The 15,887-nt window shown below is 66.7% G+C and carries 15 protein-coding genes; 6 read left to right on the forward strand and 9 right to left on the reverse strand.

What is annotated here, in order from left to right; genetic code table 11:
- Positions 1-139: 139 nt before the first annotated feature.
- A complete protein-coding gene (locus IB223_RS07345) occupies positions 140-1,723 on the forward strand; it encodes a calcineurin-like phosphoesterase family protein (protein ID WP_192200937.1) in 1,584 nt (527 codons plus the stop codon).
- 2 nt (positions 1,724-1,725) lie between these two features.
- Complete coding sequence (locus tag IB223_RS07350) at positions 1,726-2,301, forward strand: YdeI/OmpD-associated family protein (RefSeq protein WP_192200938.1); 576 nt, start codon at positions 1,726-1,728, stop codon at positions 2,299-2,301.
- 163 nt (positions 2,302-2,464) lie between these two features.
- Here IB223_RS07350 and IB223_RS07355 read toward each other — a convergent pair whose 3' ends face one another.
- The 6 genes from IB223_RS07355 to IB223_RS07380 all read right to left on the reverse strand — a co-directional run bounded on the left by IB223_RS07355 (position 2,465) and on the right by IB223_RS07380 (position 8,538).
- The gene (locus IB223_RS07355; RefSeq protein ID WP_192200939.1) at positions 2,465-3,346 is read right to left on the reverse strand and encodes an EamA family transporter; all 882 of its coding nucleotides are present in this window, start codon (positions 3,344-3,346) and stop codon (positions 2,465-2,467) included.
- The gene (mtnC, locus tag IB223_RS07360) at positions 3,343-4,047 is read right to left on the reverse strand and encodes an acireductone synthase (RefSeq protein WP_192200940.1); all 705 of its coding nucleotides are present in this window, start codon (positions 4,045-4,047) and stop codon (positions 3,343-3,345) included. Before mtnC ends, IB223_RS07355 begins: the two co-directional genes overlap by 4 nt.
- Before the next feature lie 158 nt (positions 4,048-4,205).
- Positions 4,206-4,763, reverse strand: a complete 558-nt coding sequence (locus IB223_RS07365; RefSeq protein ID WP_192200941.1) for an acireductone dioxygenase — start codon at positions 4,761-4,763, stop codon at positions 4,206-4,208.
- Between the two features lie 97 nt (positions 4,764-4,860).
- A complete protein-coding gene (locus tag IB223_RS07370; protein WP_192200942.1) occupies positions 4,861-5,508 on the reverse strand; it encodes a methylthioribulose 1-phosphate dehydratase in 648 nt (215 codons plus the stop codon).
- 33 nt (positions 5,509-5,541) lie between these two features.
- Complete coding sequence (locus tag IB223_RS07375) at positions 5,542-6,972, reverse strand: amino acid permease (RefSeq protein ID WP_192200943.1); 1,431 nt, start codon at positions 6,970-6,972, stop codon at positions 5,542-5,544.
- 75 nt (positions 6,973-7,047) lie between these two features.
- Positions 7,048-8,538 carry an amino acid permease gene (locus IB223_RS07380; RefSeq protein ID WP_192200944.1) on the reverse strand — a complete coding sequence of 497 codons (1,491 nt, stop codon included), beginning with the start codon at positions 8,536-8,538 and terminating at the stop codon, positions 7,048-7,050.
- A gap of 188 nt (positions 8,539-8,726) precedes the next feature.
- Here IB223_RS07380 and IB223_RS07385 point away from each other — a divergent pair, with 188 nt between their 5' ends.
- The gene (locus IB223_RS07385; protein ID WP_343227152.1) at positions 8,727-9,275 is read left to right on the forward strand and encodes an NUDIX hydrolase; all 549 of its coding nucleotides are present in this window, start codon (positions 8,727-8,729) and stop codon (positions 9,273-9,275) included.
- 30 nt (positions 9,276-9,305) lie between these two features.
- On the opposite strand, the gene serA is transcribed toward IB223_RS07385, so the two are convergent.
- Entirely contained in the window at positions 9,306-10,547 is a 1,242-nt protein-coding gene (gene serA, locus IB223_RS07390; protein WP_192200946.1) for a phosphoglycerate dehydrogenase, read from the reverse strand.
- A 193-nt stretch (positions 10,548-10,740) separates the two neighbouring features.
- Between serA and IB223_RS07395 the strand changes: the two genes are divergently transcribed.
- From IB223_RS07395 to IB223_RS07405, 3 genes are all read left to right on the forward strand, one after another.
- Positions 10,741-12,129 (forward strand): FAD-binding oxidoreductase, encoded by a 1,389-nt coding sequence (locus tag IB223_RS07395; protein ID WP_192200947.1) that lies wholly within the window; start codon positions 10,741-10,743, stop codon positions 12,127-12,129.
- Between the two features lie 86 nt (positions 12,130-12,215).
- Entirely contained in the window at positions 12,216-12,515 is a 300-nt protein-coding gene (locus IB223_RS07400; protein ID WP_192200948.1) for a DUF2388 domain-containing protein, read from the forward strand.
- Complete coding sequence (locus IB223_RS07405; RefSeq protein ID WP_192200949.1) at positions 12,515-14,338, forward strand: DUF4105 domain-containing protein; 1,824 nt, start codon at positions 12,515-12,517, stop codon at positions 14,336-14,338. Before IB223_RS07400 ends, IB223_RS07405 begins: the two co-directional genes overlap by 1 nt.
- 9 nt (positions 14,339-14,347) lie before the next feature.
- On the opposite strand, the gene yeiP is transcribed toward IB223_RS07405, so the two are convergent.
- On the reverse strand, positions 14,348-14,914 hold the full coding sequence (yeiP, locus tag IB223_RS07410) for an elongation factor P-like protein YeiP (protein ID WP_192200950.1): 567 nt from the start codon (positions 14,912-14,914) through the stop codon (positions 14,348-14,350).
- Positions 14,915-15,016: 102 nt separating this feature from the next.
- Entirely contained in the window at positions 15,017-15,787 is a 771-nt protein-coding gene (locus tag IB223_RS07415) for an SDR family NAD(P)-dependent oxidoreductase (protein ID WP_192200951.1), read from the reverse strand.
- Positions 15,788-15,887 lie beyond the last annotated feature (100 nt).

Below are 15,887 nucleotides of genomic sequence, written 5' to 3' on the forward strand. Positions count from 1 at the left end.
GAACGCGATGGTCCATCGTCCGTATCGCTTGCGGCACATCTCCATGGTGATCCAGCCGTGCGGTCGCGACTTACGTCGCTCCTGCAACGGCAATGCCGTTGCTGCGCCATAATCTCCCGGTCTTCTGGCTGGAGTCGCCATGCGCGCTTCGTTGATCGCTCTCGTCCTGGCGCTGTCAGCGGTCCCCGCGCATGCGCTGCCGCCGCCGTGCAGCGGGGGACAGGTGTATGAGGACCGCAACGGCAACGCGACCCGCGATGCAGGGGAGCCGGGTCTGCCGGGCATCAAGGTGTCCAACGGTATCGACATCGCGGTCACCGATGCGCAGGGCGAATACGGCCTCGATTACGTGGACGGCCGCACCCTCTTCATCATCAAACCGGCCGGCTACGACCTCGCCGTGCGGCCGGACGGCCTGCCGGCCCGCTGGCGCAACCTGCAGTACCACGCCGGTCCTGCGCTGAAGCATGGCGGCATCCCGCAACGCCAGCCCGACTGCACGCACTTCGGCCTTCGACCGCAGGCGGCAGCCGCAACGAAGGGCGAACTCGATGTGCTGTTGTTCGCGGACAGCCAGACCTCGTCGGTCAAGGACGTGGACTATTACTGGCGCGACATCGTGCAGCCCCTGGTCGGGAAACACGGGGCGGTGCTGGGCCTGACCCTGGGCGATGTCACCAACGACGACCTGTCGCTGTACCCGGAGATCCTGCGCACGACGATGAGCCTGCAGGCGCCGTGGCTGTTCATCCCCGGCAACCACGACCTGGATTTCGACGCCGCAGGAGACGAAGACTCGCTGCGTACATTCCGCCATCACCTGGGCCCGGACACGTTCGCCTGGGAGGAAGAGGCGGCGACGTTCATCGGCCTGGATGACGTGATCTACCAGCCAGGCCAGACACCGTCGTACTTCGGCGGGCTGCGCGAGGACCAGTTCGCCTTCCTGCAGGCCTACCTGCCGACGGTGCGCAAGGACCGGCTGCTGGTGATCGGTGTGCATATCCCGGTCTACGAGCCGGGTGCTCGCGGTTTCCGTCCGGCAGACCGCGAGCGCCTGTTCGCCATGCTGGAGGATTTCCCGCACGTGCTCCTGCTCAGTGGGCACACCCATACGCAGCGGCACTGGTACCACGACGCTTCCACCGGTTGGCACGGACTGCAGCCGTTGCACGAGTACAACGTCGGCGCCGCCTGCGGTGCCTACTGGTCGGGCGTGAAGGATGCGGAGGGCATCCCCGACACGACGATGGCCGACGGCACGCCCAATGGCTATGCGCGGCTGCGCGTGCGTGCGGGTGGCGCGTACGCGCTGTCGTGGCATCCGGCGCGCGGCACGGACGACAGCGGCATCGGGCTGCATGTGCCGCGCGTGTTGCGGAAGGGGGCGTATCCGGCGTGGGGCGTGTTCGCCAATGTCTACATGGGGGATGCGGAGACCCGCGTCGAGTATCGGATCGATGGCGGCGAATGGAAGCCGATGAAGCGCGTCGAACAACCCGATCCGCGCCTGCTGCTGGAGAACATGCGCGACGACACGGCCGATGCCTTGCGCGGCTACGACCGCTCGCCGGAGGCCGAAGCTTCCCCGCACCTCTGGCGGGGCGCCTTGCCGACGGACCTGCCCGAAGGCGAGCATGCGGTGGAGGTGCGTGCGTTCGACCGCTGGCGCGGCGAACGATCGGCACGCACATCGTATCGCCTGCAGGTGGGAGAGCCCTGATCATGGCTGCGACGGAACTTCCCATCGAACACTTCGTGGACGCCGCCGCGTGGGAGCGCTGGCTGGAGCGCCATGCCACGTCCGAGGGCGTGTGGCTCAGGATCGCGAAGAAGGACTCGGGCATTGTGTCGGTGAGCTATGCGGAAGCGCTCGACGTGGCGCTGTGCCATGGCTGGATCGACGGGCAGAAGAAGGGTTTCGATGCGCAGTGCTTCCTGCAGCGTTTCACACCGCGTCGTTCGCGCAGCACGTGGTCCAAGATCAACGTCGCCAAGATCGAGGTACTGGTCGCGGCAGGACGGATGCGTCCGGCGGGCATGCGTGAAGTCGAGGCGGCCAAGGCCGATGGTCGCTGGGATGCGGCCTACGACGGCGCCAGATCGATGGATGTGCCGGCCGAGCTCGCCCAGGCACTGGCGGAGAATCGCAAGGCCAAGGCCTTCTTCGACGCACTCGACAGGACCAACCGGTATGCCGTCTGTTGGCGTGTGCAGACCGCAGTGAAGCTCGAAACGAAACGGGCGCGGGTGGAGAAGCTGGTCGCCATGCTGGCGCGCGGCGAGAAGATCCACGCCTGAAGCCATGAACGGAAACGCCTCCCGATGGGAGGCGTTCTATGTCCTTGCGGGCGAGCGAAGGCTGGCGGGCGAGGCATGCGTGGCTGGCTGGCGTTAGGGCTGGCTTGCGACGTGCGCGCAGTCTAGGGAAACACGCCCCGGCATGTAGAAACGCGAATCGCTCTCATCGCTGAGTGCGGCTCGCACGGACGCTGAGCCAAGCCCCGGCCAGCAGCAATACGATGGCGACGCCCTGTATCAAATGCGCCTGCGCGCGCCCCGACGCCACCAGCAGCAGGGTCGACAACAACGGCGCCAGGTAGGACAGGCTGCCCAGCAGCGCGATGTCGCCGCGCTTGGTGCCGTGGTCCCACAGCCAGAACGCGGCACCCACCGGGCCGATACCCATGAGCACCAGCACGGTCCACTGGCTTGCGGTGGGGGTGACCGTGTCCTCGCCCAGCAGGTGCGCGATGGCGCCCAGCACCGCCACGCCCGCGCAGGCCACGGTGATCGCCGCGCTGGGCACGTCGGCATGGCGCCGGTTGAGCACCGAATACATGGACCAGATCAGGGCCGCGCCCAGCGCGGCGAGGTAGCCGGGTACATGCGATGGCTCGACCTGGAAGCTGCGGCCGCGCGTCACCAGCAGTATCGCCGCGACCAGGCCCAGTCCGGTGCCCAGCCACTGCCCGGGGCGCACGGAGACGCCGCCGAAGATGCCCGCGAACACCACGATCAACAGTGGCCACAGGTAGTTGAGCAGGTTGGCTTCCACGGCCGGTGCACGCTTCAGCGCGATGAAGTACAGCGCGTGGTAGCCGAACAGCGCCAGCGTCGACAGGGCGAACGCGGGCAGCGGCTGGCGCAGTTCGCCCCAGCCGGCGCGGCCGCGCACTCCTGCGCGCAGAAGCCCCAGTGCCGCCGCGATGCCGAAACCGATCGCCAGCACCTGGAAGGGCGGCAGGTCGCCCGTCGCCGTCGTCAACAGCGCCAGCGACGCCCACAGCAGGATCGCGACCAGCCCCACCAGGGTGGCACGGCGCTGCGAAATGGCATCGCTCACGCGGCGGGCAGCGCGATGTCTGCGAAGGAGTCGACACGCACGTGGCCATGCGCCGCGTCGCCTTCGCGCGGCGCAGGGTAGTCGTCCAGCCGGTCGATCAGACGCGTCTGCAGGCCTGCGTCGCGCGCGGCATCCAGTTCTTCCACCACGTCGGACAGGAACAGGATGTCCCCGGGGGTCACACCGATGCGGTCGGCGATGGTCCGGTAACTGGCCGCTTCGCGCTTGCCGCCGACTTCGGTATCGAACCAGCCCGAGAACATCGGCGACAGATCGCCCGCATCGCTGTGGCCGAAGAACAGTTTCTGCGCCGGTACGGAACCGGAGGAATACACATACAGCGGATAGCCCTGCGCGTACCACGTGCGTAATGCCGGCGCGGCGTCGGGATAGATGTGCGCGGTGAAATCCGCATCGCGGTAGCCGGCCTCCCAGATCAGGCCTTGCAGCGCTTTCAGCGCTGTGTGCTTGCGATCCTGATCGATCCAGCCCTGCAGCGTCTCCACGATGACGTCATCGCTGCAGATACTGCCGTGCTCCGTGGCGACCACGTCGAGCCAGCGCCGCACCTCGGGTTCCTGTCCATGCTCGCGGACGAAGCCGGGCAGGGCGCGGCGCGCGTACGGGAACAGCACGTCCTTCACGAACGAGATGCTGCTGGTGGTGCCTTCGATGTCGGTAAGGATGGCGGAAACGGGCATGGGGTTCTTCTGGTTCGCGGTAGAGCGGAGCTTGCTCCGATACGCTTTTCATGGGGAGCAAAGGGAGGGCAGCAGGAGCCGATCCTTGGCGCGACGGTTCATCCCCGGTCGTTTCGCCGGACCCTCACCCCTACCCCTCTCCCGACGGGAGAGGGGCGTCAGCGTTCGGTCAGGCCTTCGTAGCGCGGGAACTGCTGCGCCAGCGTGGTACCCGTGAAGTGGCCCACCCAGCCGTCCGGCTCGGTGAAGAAGCGGATGGCGACGAAGCTCGGTTCCGGCCCCATGTCGAACCAGTGCAAGGTGCTGTCTGGCACGCCGATCAGGTCGTCCTGCACGCACTCCACCTCGTAGACCTTGTCGCCCACGTGCAGCGTGAACAGGCCGGAGCCGGCGACGAAGAAACGCACTTCGTCTTCCTTGTGGTAGTGCTCGTCGAGGAACTTCGCGCGCATGGCCTCGCGCTGCGGGTTGTCGGGCGCGATGCTGACCACGTCGACGGTCTTGAAGCCGCGTTCGGCGACCAGCCGGTCGATGTCGGCGCGATAGGCGTCGATCACATCCTCCGGCGGCGCGCCGGGTTCGATGGCCTTGGTCGCCTTCCAGCGCTCGAAGGTCACGCCGAGCTTCTTCAGCTCGGTGGCGATGAAGTCGGGATCGTAACTGGCGAACTCCGGCGTGGCCGGGTCGGATTCGCTGAAGATGCGCAGGCGGCTCATGGCGGTATGGCGTGAGGCGACAGAGGGGGCCGTTAGGGTACCAGACCGGTCCGCGCGGCCTGGTGGGGAAACGGAACGCCCGGATAACCGCCGGTTATCAGCGACGGCAGCCCAGCTTGCGCAGTTCCAGTTCGGCCGCGAACAGGAACTCGAAGGCCTCCAGGTGGCGGCGGGCCTCGGCCATCGTGCGGCCCCACGCGTACAGACCGTGGCCGTCGATCAGGTAGCCCCACAGCAGCTGGTTGTCGAGCAGCGCGTCCACCTGAGCGGCGAGCGTGGGCATGTCCTGGGTGTTGGCGAACACGGGCACGTCGATCGCCATCTCGTGCGTGCTGTTGCCGTGGAACGCCTTCAGCAATTCGAAGCCTTCCAGGCGGACATGGCCGGCACCGGCGAACAGGCGTGATGCCACCGTCTGCACCAGCGAATGGGTGTGCAGCACGCATCCGATCTCGGGATAACGGCGATACAGCTGGGTATGCAGCAGCGTTTCGGCGGACGGGCGGTGGTCGCTGCCGACGGCCTTGCCGTCGAAGTCCACCACCATGATGTCCGCTTCCACCAGCCGGCCCTTGTCGCGGCCGGAGACCGTGATGGCCGCGTGCCGGTCATCCAGTCGCTGCGAGAAATTGCTGCTGGTGGCCGGTGTCCAGCCCAGCTGCGCCAGCTCGCGCACGTTGGAGATGATGGACTGCGCGCGGTCGCGCAACTGGTCGGCGTGATAGGGCAGGGGCGTGGCGTTCATGCCGCCATTCTACCGCCTGCCCGGAGGTGGAGCTCAGCGCTGCGCGCGCATGCGGCTGTGGCGATATCCGTACAGGAAATAGATGAGGAAACCCACGGCCGTCCACACGGCCATCAGCATCCAGTTGTGGGCGGTCATCGCCGACAGCAGTGCCAGGCAGCTCAGCACGCCCAAGGTGCAGATCAGCCACGCGGCGGGGATGCGGAACGGACGCGGCAGATCGGGCTGGGTGCGGCGCAGGACCAGCACGCCAACGCAGACCGAGGCGAAGGCGATCAGGGTCCCCATCGAGGTCAGTTCGCCCAGGACATCAAGCGGGAACAGCGCCGCCAGCAGGGCGATGCCGATACCCGTGATCACGGTGTTGATGTGGGGCGTGCGGTATTCAGGATGGATCCGGGTAAACACCGGCGGCAGCAGGCCGTCGCGGGCCATGATCATGAAAATGCGCGGTTGGCCGATGATCATCACCAGCACCACCGAGGACAGGCCGATCAGCGCGCCGATCTCCACCGTGACCCGCAGCCAACCCAGTTCGGGATGGGCCGCTACCGCGGTCACGACCGGTTCGGCCGTGCCCAAGGCGGTGTACGGCACCAGGCCTGTCATCACCGCCGCCATGGCGATGTACAACACGGTGCAGATCGCCAGCGAGGCGAGCATGCCGACGGGGAGATCCTTCTGCGGGCGATGCGATTCCTGCGCCGCCACCGAGACCGCCTCGAAACCGATGTAGGCGAAGAACACCATCGCCGCGCCGCGCAGCACGCCATCCCAGCCGAACTTGCCGGGGCCTTCGTTGGCAGGAATGAAGGGCTGCCAGTTGGAGGGGTCGACGTACTGCCAGCCTGCGATGATGACCAGCACGATCAGGCCGGTCTTCAGCACCACCATCGCCATGTTCATGGCCGAGGACTTGCGGATGCCCACGTAGCACAACCAGGTCAGCAGCAGCACGATGACGGCGGCCGGGACGTTGGCGATGGCGCCGGTCGGGCGAAGCTGCGCATCCAGTGGTGCGCTGACGAGCGCCTTGGGCAGGAAGATGTCGAAGTGTTCGAGCAGGCTCAGGAAATAGCCGGTCCAGCTGACCGCGACCGCCGAGGCTGACACGCCGTACTCGAGGACCAGCATCCAGCCGATGAACCACGCGGTGAGTTCACCCAGCGTGGCGTAGGTATAGGTATAGGCGCTGCCGGACACCGGCACCATCGCGGCGAATTCCGCGTACGCCAGCGCACAGAACGTGCAGCAGATCGCCGCCAGCACGAACGACAGCATGATGGCCGGACCGGCATGGTTGGCCGCCGCCTGGCCGGTGATGACGAAGATGCCGCCACCGATCACCGCACCGATGCCGAGCGCGGTCAGCCCCCAGGGGCCGAGCGTGCGGCGCAGGCTGAGCCCTTCGGCCTCTTCATGGGCGGCATGGGGGTGCTTGGTGGCGAGGAGCTGTCGGAGCATCGTGCGTGTTCCTGGAACGGGTTCGATGAGGGCAACCAAAAAGGCCGGCGGTGCGTCCGCCGGCCTTGAAGAGGATCAGGCCTTCTGCCTGAGTTTGCTGTTCCGGAAGCCGTAGGCGAAGTAGATCAGCTGGCCCAGCACGGTCCAGGCCACGAAGATCTGCCAGTGCTCCATGAACGACTGCAGGAACAGGAACAGGCAGGCGAGCACGCCCACCGGGCAGATCAGCCAGAACATCGGCACGCGGAACGGCCGGTTGAGGTCAGGACGGGTGAAGCGCAGCACCAGCACGCCAAGGCACACCGTGGCGAAGGCCAGCAGCGTCCCCATCGATACCAGTTCGCCGAGCACGCTGAGCGGCATGAAGCCCGCGAGCAGGCAGGCCAGCACGCCGACGATGATCGTGCCGACATAGGGCGTATGGAACTTCGGGTGCACCTTGCCGAAGATCTTCGGCATCAGCCCGTCCTTGGCCATGCTGTAGAAAATGCGTGGCTGAGCCATCAGCATGACCAGGATCACCGACGACAGGCCTGCAATGGCGCCGATTTCCACCGCGGTCTTGAGCCAGCCCACGCTGGCGCCGGGATCGGCCTTGAGGACCTCTTCCAGCGCCGTGGCCACCGGCTTGGCGGTGCCCAGCAGCGTGTAGTGGGTCATGCCGGTCAGTACCGCACAGACGGCGATGTAGATGACGGTGCAGATGGCCAGCGAGCCGAGGATGCCCTTGGGCATGTCGCGCTGCGGGTTCTTGGCCTCGCCTGCGGCCGTGGAAACCGCGTCGAAGCCGATGTAAGCGAAGAACACGATGGTCGCCGCGCGGAACACGCCATCCATGCCGAACTGGCCGGGGCCGGTGTTCTCGGGGATGAAGGGGGTCCAGTTCGCCGGGTCGACGTACTGGATGCCAAAGCCGAGGAAGGCCGCAATCACGACCACCTTGATGGCGACGATGATCGAGTTGACGAAGGCCGACTGGGTGATGCCGACGTAGCACAGGCCACTGACCGCGGCGACGATCAGCACCGCAGGCAGGTTGATGATGCCGTCGGTGGCGACGAACCCGCCGTTGGCCCAGGTGATCGGCGCGATGGCCAGCTGCTCGGGGAAGGGCATGCCCAGCGTGCCGGTGAGGAAGCTCACCAGGTAGCCAGACCAGCCCACCGCGACGGTGGACGATGCGAACAGGTATTCCAGCACCAGGCACCAGCCGATGAACCAGGCCACGGCCTCGCCCAGGGTGGCGTAGGAGTACGAATATGCGCTGCCGGACACCGGCATCATCGAGGCGAACTCGGCGTAGCAGAGGCCGGCCATGGCGCAGGCAAAGCCGGCAATCACGAAGCTCAACATGATCGCCGGGCCGGCGTGGTTGGCCGCGGCCTGGCCGGTCAGCACGAAGATGCCCGCACCGATGACCGCGCCCACGCCCAGCAGCACGAGATGTTTGGCGGTCAGGGTTCGCTTCAGACTGCTTTCGCCGTCCAGGCTGCCTTCGAAAGGTTCACCGGCATCGATATGTCCCGCCGGTGCAACCGGCTTGACCCTGAACAGAGCTTTGAGCATTCGCAGCGTCCCCTTGCAAGACTGGATGCCGGCGGAAAGACCCGCCAGGCGGTGGCAACTGTCATGGGGAAGGCGCCCCCACGGAAGGCCGTACCTTGCCAAAGCGGGCGGGGGATCACAAGCGCGGTTGCAGCATGCCGGGCGATAATCACGACACCACCGACCTGCCCGCAAGGAAAAAACACGCCGTGTCAGTCGCTTACACCGCCCTTCGCGCACATCTGGCCGATTACGGACACCGCTGGCCCGACGAACAGGCGGTGGTCGCGCAGTTTCTCGAGCTGCTGGACGATCCGGCCAATCCGCTGCTCCGCGAGCGACTGGAAGGGCACCTCACGGGGGGCGCCTGGCTGATCAGCGCCGATGGCCGGCGCACGTTGCTGACCCACCACCGCAAGCTGGGCCGGTGGCTGCAGCTGGGAGGCCATGCCGACGGTGACGAGGACATGGCGCGCGTGGCGCTGAAGGAAGCCGAGGAGGAATCCGGCCTGTCCGATCTGTCCGTGGAAGGCGGCATCTTCGATCTGGACCGCCACTGGATACCCGAACGGAGGGACGTGCCGGGGCACTGGCACTACGACATACGCTATGTGGTGCGTGCCAACGGCAGCGAGGACTACGTGGTCAGCGAGGAGTCGCTCGACCTGGCCTGGCGCGATATCGCACCGATCGCCGCCGAGCCGGATGAATCCCTCAGCCGCATGGCCCGCAAGTGGCTGGCGCGCAACACGGCGTAGGCTGGACCCCGGCCCACCGCACTGCGGATATCAATACAGCACGCGCACCCGCAGCGTGCCGTCAATTGCCGCCATCGCGTCGCGCAGGCTGGCCGTCTGTTCTTCATCGGCAGTCACGTCGATGACCACGTAGCCGACTTTCGGGTCGGTGCGCAGGAACTGGCCGTCGATGTTGATGCCGCGGTCGCGGAAGATGTCGTTGATCTGCGACAGCACGCCCGGCACATTGCGGTGGATATGCAGGATGCGTCGGCTGCCCTCGTGGCCGGGCAGGGTGACTTCGGGGAAGTTCACCGCCGACAGCGTGCTGCCGTTGTCGCTGTAGCGCACCAGCTTGGCCGCCACTTCCACGCCGATGTTGTCCTGCGCCTCCAGCGTGCTGCCACCGACATGCGGGGTCAGGATCACGTTGTCCAACCCGCGCAACGGCGACTCGAAGGCATCCGCATTGCCCTTGGGTTCCACCGGGAACACGTCCACCGCGGCACCGCCGACCTTGCCGGACTTCAGTGCTTCCGCCAGTGCATCGATGTCCACCACGGTGCCGCGCGAGGCGTTGATCAGGTGTGCGCCGGGCTTCATCCGGGCGATCTGCGCCGCGCCGAACATGTCTTTCGTCGCGGCCGTCTCCGGTACGTGCAGCGTGACCACGTCGCTGAGTTCCAGCAGGTCGTCCAGGCTGACGGCGGCGCGTGCGTTGCCCAGCGACAGCTTGGTCTCGATGTCGTGGAAGAGCACCTGCATGCCCAGCGACTCGGCCAGCACGCCCACCTGGGTGCCGATATGGCCGTAGCCGATGATGCCCAGGGTCTTGCCTCGCACCTCATGACTGCCGGCAGCGGACTTGCTCCAGCCGCCCCGGTGGCACTCGGCGTTCTTCTGGGGGATGCCACGCATCAGCAGGATGGCCTGCGCAACGACCAGTTCCGCCACGCTGCGGGTATTGGAGTACGGGGCGTTGAAGACCGGAATGCCGGCTAGTTCCGCCGCGTCCAGATCCACCTGGTTGGTGCCGATGCAGAAGCAGCCCACCGCGATCAGCCGGCGTGCCTGCGACAGCACATCGTCGGTCAGGTGGCTGCGCGAGCGGATGCCGACAATGTGCGCTTCGGCAATGCGGCGCTTCAGTTCGTCTTCCGGCAGCGACTTCTCGTGGTACTCGATCTGCGTATAGCCCGCCGCGCGGAACGTCTCCACAGCGGTCTGGCTGACCCCTTCCAGCAACAGCACGCGGATGTCCTGCTTCGGGTACGAGGTCTTCTTGATCGACATTGCCGGAAAGGTCGCAGCGGAGGGGGAAGGGGCGTCACTATGCCAGATGCACGCCGTCGATGGTGCGGCGCGGAATGGAAAGCTCGGTTGCCGTTTTCCAGGCTTTGTTGCCCTTGCAACCAAGCGCATCGCTCGCTGGACGCAGCGCAGCATCGCTGGCACGCTGGGCGCCCCCGAAAGCCTGCCCTCCGCAATGAGCGATCCGCGCCTGGAAGCCCTGCTGCACGCCGTCCCGGCGCTGCGCCTGAAGACCGATCCTGCCGATCTCGAGCACTACGGCCGCGACTGGACCCGGCGCTGGACACCCGCACCGCTGGCGATCGCATTGCCCGCCACGGTCGAGGAAGTGCAGGCCGTCGTGCGTTGGGCGAACGAGCATCGCGTCGCGGTCGTGCCCTCGGGCGGGCGCACCGGCCTGTCCGGTGGCGCCGTGGCCGCGAATGGCGAACTGGTGCTGAGCCTTGAGCGCATGAACCAGGCGCTCGACTTCAATGCCGTGGACCGCACGCTGACCGTGCAGGCCGGTATGCCGCTGGAGGCCGTACATAACGCGGCGCGTGAGCACGGACTGGTCTATCCGGTCGATTTCGCCGCACGCGGTTCTTGCGCCATCGGCGGCAACATCGCCACCAACGCCGGCGGCATCCGGGTGATCCGCTACGGCAACACGCGCGAATGGATCGCCGGTCTGAAAGTCGTCACCGGTGCCGGCGACGTGCTGGAGCTCAACAAGGCACTGATCAAGAATTCCAGCGGCTACGACCTGCGCCATCTCTGGATCGGCTCGGAAGGGACGTTGGGCATCGTGGTGGAAGCCACCGTGAGGCTGACCGATCCGCCGCCGCCGACCAATGTCATGCTGCTGGCACTGCCGTCGTTCGATGTGCTGATGCAGGTGTTCGCCGCGTTCCGCGAGCGCCTGCAGCTGGAGGCCTTCGAATTCTTCACCGACCGCGCGCTGCACCATGTGCTGGCGCATGGCGCACAGAAGCCGTTCGAGGAAATCCATCCGTACTACGTGGTCACCGAGTTCGCGATCGGCGACGAGGCGAGGGAAGCCGCGGCAATGGCGGCCTTCGAGGCCTGCATGGAGCAGGGCTGGGTCAGCGATGGCGTGATCAGCCAGTCCGATGCCCAGGCCGCGCAGCTGTGGCGCCTGCGCGAGGGCATCACCGAGGCGCTGGCGCGCTATGTGCCGTACAAGAACGACGTGTCCGTGCGCATTTCCGCCATGCCTGCGTTCCTTGCCGAGACGCAGGCGTTGCTGGGCGAGGCGTACCCGCACTTCGAAGTGGTGTGGTTCGGCCATATCGGTGACGGCAACCTGCATATCAACGTGCTGAAGCCCGACGGTATGGAGAACGCGGAGTTCGTCACCCAGTGCGAGCAGGTCACCAAGCTGCTGGCCGAATCGCTGCGCCGCCACCACGGCAGCATTTCCGCCGAACACGGCATCGGCCTGGTGAAGAAGGGCTATCTGGAAAGCACGCGCAGCGCCGACGAGATCGCGGTGATGCGCGGCATCAAGCGCGTGCTGGATCCGAACGGCCTGATGAACCCGGGCAAGCTCTTCGACGCGTGACGCGGATTCATCCAGCCATCGCTGATTGCAGGTAGTCTTGGCGCGCCGCGATGCGCGCGGTGTCCGTTCATTCCCTGGAAGTGTCCATGTCCCGAATTCTCCTGGCTGGCGTCCTGCTGGCGTTCTCCGTCCCGGCACTGGCCGGCAGCTTCGCCGGCAGTTCGGCCGGTGCGTCATCCGCCGGCTCGTCCGCCTCGTCCGACAGCTCATCCGGCGACGACAAGATCGTCGTGCAGGCGCGCGAGGACGCCGCCAGCTTTGTCGCCAGCGACGGTCGTATCCGTGGCGCCCAACTGGAAGCCGCGCTGCGTCACCTGCGCGAGAAGGATGAAGCCGCTCGCAAGGCCAGCGACATGCAGCTGGCGCAGGCCATCCTGGCTCGCTGATGCCACCGCGTCGGCCCTGCGGCCGGCGCTTCGTCGCGCTGCTCGCATGGGCGTGGCTGGGGCCGGCCGTCACGGCGGCCGCGCTCGACATCGATCCGACGGGCCTCGGCTCCGATGACATCGTCGCGACGCAGGCGCTGCTCGACGATGTCCTGCCGCGCCTGCCGCAGGCATGGCGCGATGGGCTGCCGTCCGATCTCGTCCTGCAATGGCGCGACGATCTTCCCGTGCATGTGGCCGGTCGACGGGTCGGTGATCGCATCCTGTTGCCGCGCCGCCTGTTGCAGGCATGGCAGGCACGCGATGGCATGCCTGCGGACGATGCTTCGTTGCGCGCCGTCCGGAACGCGCTGGTGCACGAACTTGCTCACAGCTATGACCGGGCACAGCGCGACATTCTGTCCGGCGATCCGCGCCTGCGAGATCTCGCGGGATGGCAGCGCAGCGTGTTTGCCATCGCGGGGCGCCGTTCGCGCAACGATTTCGTCGCACGGGTGCCTGATCCGTACGAGTTGGAGCGTCCTTCCGAATTCGTGGCGGTGAACCTCGAGCATTTCGTGTTCGATCCCACCTACGGTTGCCGACGCCCGGCCCTGCATCGTCACTTCGCGATGCACTTCCGGATGCCGATGACGACGAAGGCATGTGCGCCCGGATTGCCGTTCCTGGATGTGGATGCCGAAGCCGGCGATGCCTCGTTGCTCGCACTGGACCCGGCGCGCATCTACGCGGTCGACTATCTGCTGGCGGAGGGCAACACGCAGGCGATGAGTCGCTGGGGCCACAGCATGCTGCGGTTGGTGGTCTGCGCGCCCGGTCGTGCACCGGGACCCGATTGCCGCCTCGACCTGGCCCATCACCGCGTGCTGTCGTTCCGCGCGTTCGTGGGCGACGTGCAGATCTCCGGGTGGCGCGGCCTGACCGGCTCGTACCCGTCGCGCCTGTTCCTGTTGCCGCTGGACCAGGTGATCGAGGAGTACACCCGGGTGGAACTGCGCGGCCTGCAGTCCATTCCCCTGCAACTGGAGCAGGATGAAATCGCGTCCCTGGTCGAGCGGGCCGCGCAGCTTCACTGGAGCTACGACGGACGCTACTACTTCATCAGCAACAACTGCGCGGTGGAGACCTGGAAGCTGCTGCACGACGGCGTGCCACGACTGGCCGGGGAACCGCTCGCCAGCATCACGCCCACCGGACTGCTGAAGAAGCTGGAGCGTCGTGGCATCGCCGATACCCGCGTGCTCGACGACGCAGGGCAGGCGCGACGACTCGGTTACTACTTCGAGCCGATGAGCGCGCGCTACGACGCACTGTTCGATGTGGCACGCGAGGCGCTCGCGCTGCCGCAGCAGGACGTGCACGCCTGGCTGGCGCTGTCGCCTGCGGAGCGCGCCATCTGGCTGCCACGGGCCGACCTGCGTGCGAGCGCGGCGCTGCTGGTGCTGGAGAATGCGGCGCTCCGTCGCCAGCAACTGCTGTTGCGCGACGAACTGAAGCGACGCTACCTGGGCCGCAATGCGCCCGCCGATGTCGCGCGGGCGCTGCAGGCCTTGCGCACGTGGCTGGGCGATACCGGTTTCGCCAGTCGCCCCTCGGAACTGCTGCCGGAGGGCTACGGACTTCCGCAGGCCGATGAGCGCGCGCGCATTGCGAAGGAAGCAGGAACCCGCGTGGCGCGCTTGCGTGAGCAGGATGGTGTGCTTCGTGGCGAACTGGAGCGCTGGCTGCCCGCCGACCAGCGCGAGGTCGTGCGGGGCATCGAAGCAAACCTGAAAACGATCAGCGCGCGCCTGCGCGCACTGGATGCGGCAGGCGCGTCGTGACCGAAGGCCTCAGTCGGCGCGACCGCCGAACTCGCCCGTCGTCGTGTTGACCAGGATGCGCTCGCCGTTGGTGATGTACTCCGGCACCATGATCTCGATGCCGGTGTTGAGCTTGGCCGGCTTCGGGCGCTTGGTCGCGGTGCCACCCTTCAGTTCCGGCGGCGTTTCCACCACTTCCAGCGTCACGTGCTGCGGAAGCTGCAGGGCGACCGGCAGTTCGTCGATGACCTGCACGTAGCAGCCGGCCAGGCCTTCGGTGATGTAGCCGGCGTCATCGCCGATGACGTTGGCATCCAGCGTGTAGGGCGTGTAGTCCTCGTCGTCGAGGAAGACGAACGCATCGCCATCCATGTACGAGAACGTCGCCTGCCGGCGCAGCAGTTCGACTTCCGGCAGGTTGTCGTCGGCGTCGAAGCTGGCATCCAGCTTGTTGCCGCCGGGTACGCTGTACATGATGAAACGGAAGCGCACGTTGCCACCGCGCCCTTGCGGCGAGCTGCGCTCGATGTCGCGGATCTGGTAGACGCCGCCGTTGTGTTCGACGACGTTGCCCTTCTTGATGTCGAAAGCTTTCATGGTGGTGATTTGCGATTGGTGATGGGTGATGGGGTGGGGCGGCGTGATCGTTCGGGAAGGCGGCTCTTGCGAATCACCACTCACGAGTGACGAATCACGGCCCTACTTCGGGGCGAGGCGCACGGCGCCATCCAGCCGGATGGTCTCGCCGTTGAGATACGTATTGCCCAGGATGTAGGCGACCAGGTCGGCGAACTCCTCGGGCCTGCCGAGGCGGGACGGGAAGGGGATCGAGGCGCTGAGCGACTGCTGCACGGCCTCCGGCATGCCATCGACCATCGGCGTCCAGAAGATGCCGGGCGCCACGGTCATCACGCGGATGCCGAAGCGGGACAGCTCGCGCGCCATCGGCAGCGTCATGGCGACCACGCCGCCCTTCGATGCCGAGTACGCGGCCTGGCCGATCTGGCCTTCGTACGCCGCCACACTGGCCGTGTTGATGATCACGCCGCGTTCTCCATCGGCGTTGGGCGCGTTGTGCTGCATCACGTCGGCAGCGGCCTTGGCCACGTTGAAGCTGCCGACCAGGTTGACCATCACCGTGCCTTGGAACGTGGACAGCGGCATCGGTGCTTCCTTGCCCAGCACGCGACCGGCGCCGAGGATGCCGGCGCAGTTGATCGCCGCATTCAAGCCGCCGAGGAACTCCTTCGCTGCCGCCACGTTCGCCGCGACACCGGCCTCGTCGGTCACATCGGTACGGAAGTAGCGGACGTTGGCCTCGCCCAGCTCGGCGACCGCGACGGCGCCCTTGTCGTCGTTGACGTCGAACAGCGCGGCCTTGCCGCCATGGGCGACCACGTGGCGGGCCACGGCCAGGCCCAGGCCGGAAACGCCGCCGGTGATGATGGCGCGGGTGTCGGGAAGCTGCATGCGGTGAACCTGCTGCGGAAAAGCCGGCATTTTACGCGATGGTGGGTGTCTGGGAGCCCTGGGCTCCCTGTAGGAGCGACGTAAGTCGCGACCGGGAGGC

It is taken from the genome of Pseudoxanthomonas sp. PXM03 (assembly GCF_014852005.1).
Classification (GTDB): Bacteria; Pseudomonadota; Gammaproteobacteria; order Xanthomonadales; family Xanthomonadaceae; genus Pseudoxanthomonas_A.

What these genes read in the sequence shown, in the direction of transcription:
- IB223_RS07405 (WP_192200949.1), top strand. Translation starts at nt 12,515, where the DNA reads ATGCCACCGCGTCGGCCCTGCGGCCGGCGCTTCGTCGCGCTGCTCGCA.
- IB223_RS07350 (WP_192200938.1), top strand. Translation starts at nt 1,726, where the DNA reads ATGGCTGCGACGGAACTTCCCATCGAACACTTCGTGGACGCCGCCGCG.
- IB223_RS07365 (WP_192200941.1), bottom strand. Translation starts at nt 4,763, where the DNA reads ATGAGCCGCCTGCGCATCTTCAGCGAATCCGACCCGGCCACGCCGGAG.
- mtnC (WP_192200940.1), bottom strand. Translation starts at nt 4,047, where the DNA reads ATGCCCGTTTCCGCCATCCTTACCGACATCGAAGGCACCACCAGCAGC.
- IB223_RS07375 (WP_192200943.1), bottom strand. Translation starts at nt 6,972, where the DNA reads ATGCTCCGACAGCTCCTCGCCACCAAGCACCCCCATGCCGCCCATGAA.
- IB223_RS07395 (WP_192200947.1), top strand. Translation starts at nt 10,741, where the DNA reads ATGAGCGATCCGCGCCTGGAAGCCCTGCTGCACGCCGTCCCGGCGCTG.
- IB223_RS07370 (WP_192200942.1), bottom strand. Translation starts at nt 5,508, where the DNA reads ATGAACGCCACGCCCCTGCCCTATCACGCCGACCAGTTGCGCGACCGC.
- IB223_RS07415 (WP_192200951.1), bottom strand. Translation starts at nt 15,787, where the DNA reads ATGCAGCTTCCCGACACCCGCGCCATCATCACCGGCGGCGTTTCCGGC.
- serA (WP_192200946.1), bottom strand. Translation starts at nt 10,547, where the DNA reads ATGTCGATCAAGAAGACCTCGTACCCGAAGCAGGACATCCGCGTGCTG.
- IB223_RS07345 (WP_192200937.1), top strand. Translation starts at nt 140, where the DNA reads ATGCGCGCTTCGTTGATCGCTCTCGTCCTGGCGCTGTCAGCGGTCCCC.
- IB223_RS07380 (WP_192200944.1), bottom strand. Translation starts at nt 8,538, where the DNA reads ATGCTCAAAGCTCTGTTCAGGGTCAAGCCGGTTGCACCGGCGGGACAT.
- yeiP (WP_192200950.1), bottom strand. Translation starts at nt 14,914, where the DNA reads ATGAAAGCTTTCGACATCAAGAAGGGCAACGTCGTCGAACACAACGGC.
- IB223_RS07400 (WP_192200948.1), top strand. Translation starts at nt 12,216, where the DNA reads ATGTCCCGAATTCTCCTGGCTGGCGTCCTGCTGGCGTTCTCCGTCCCG.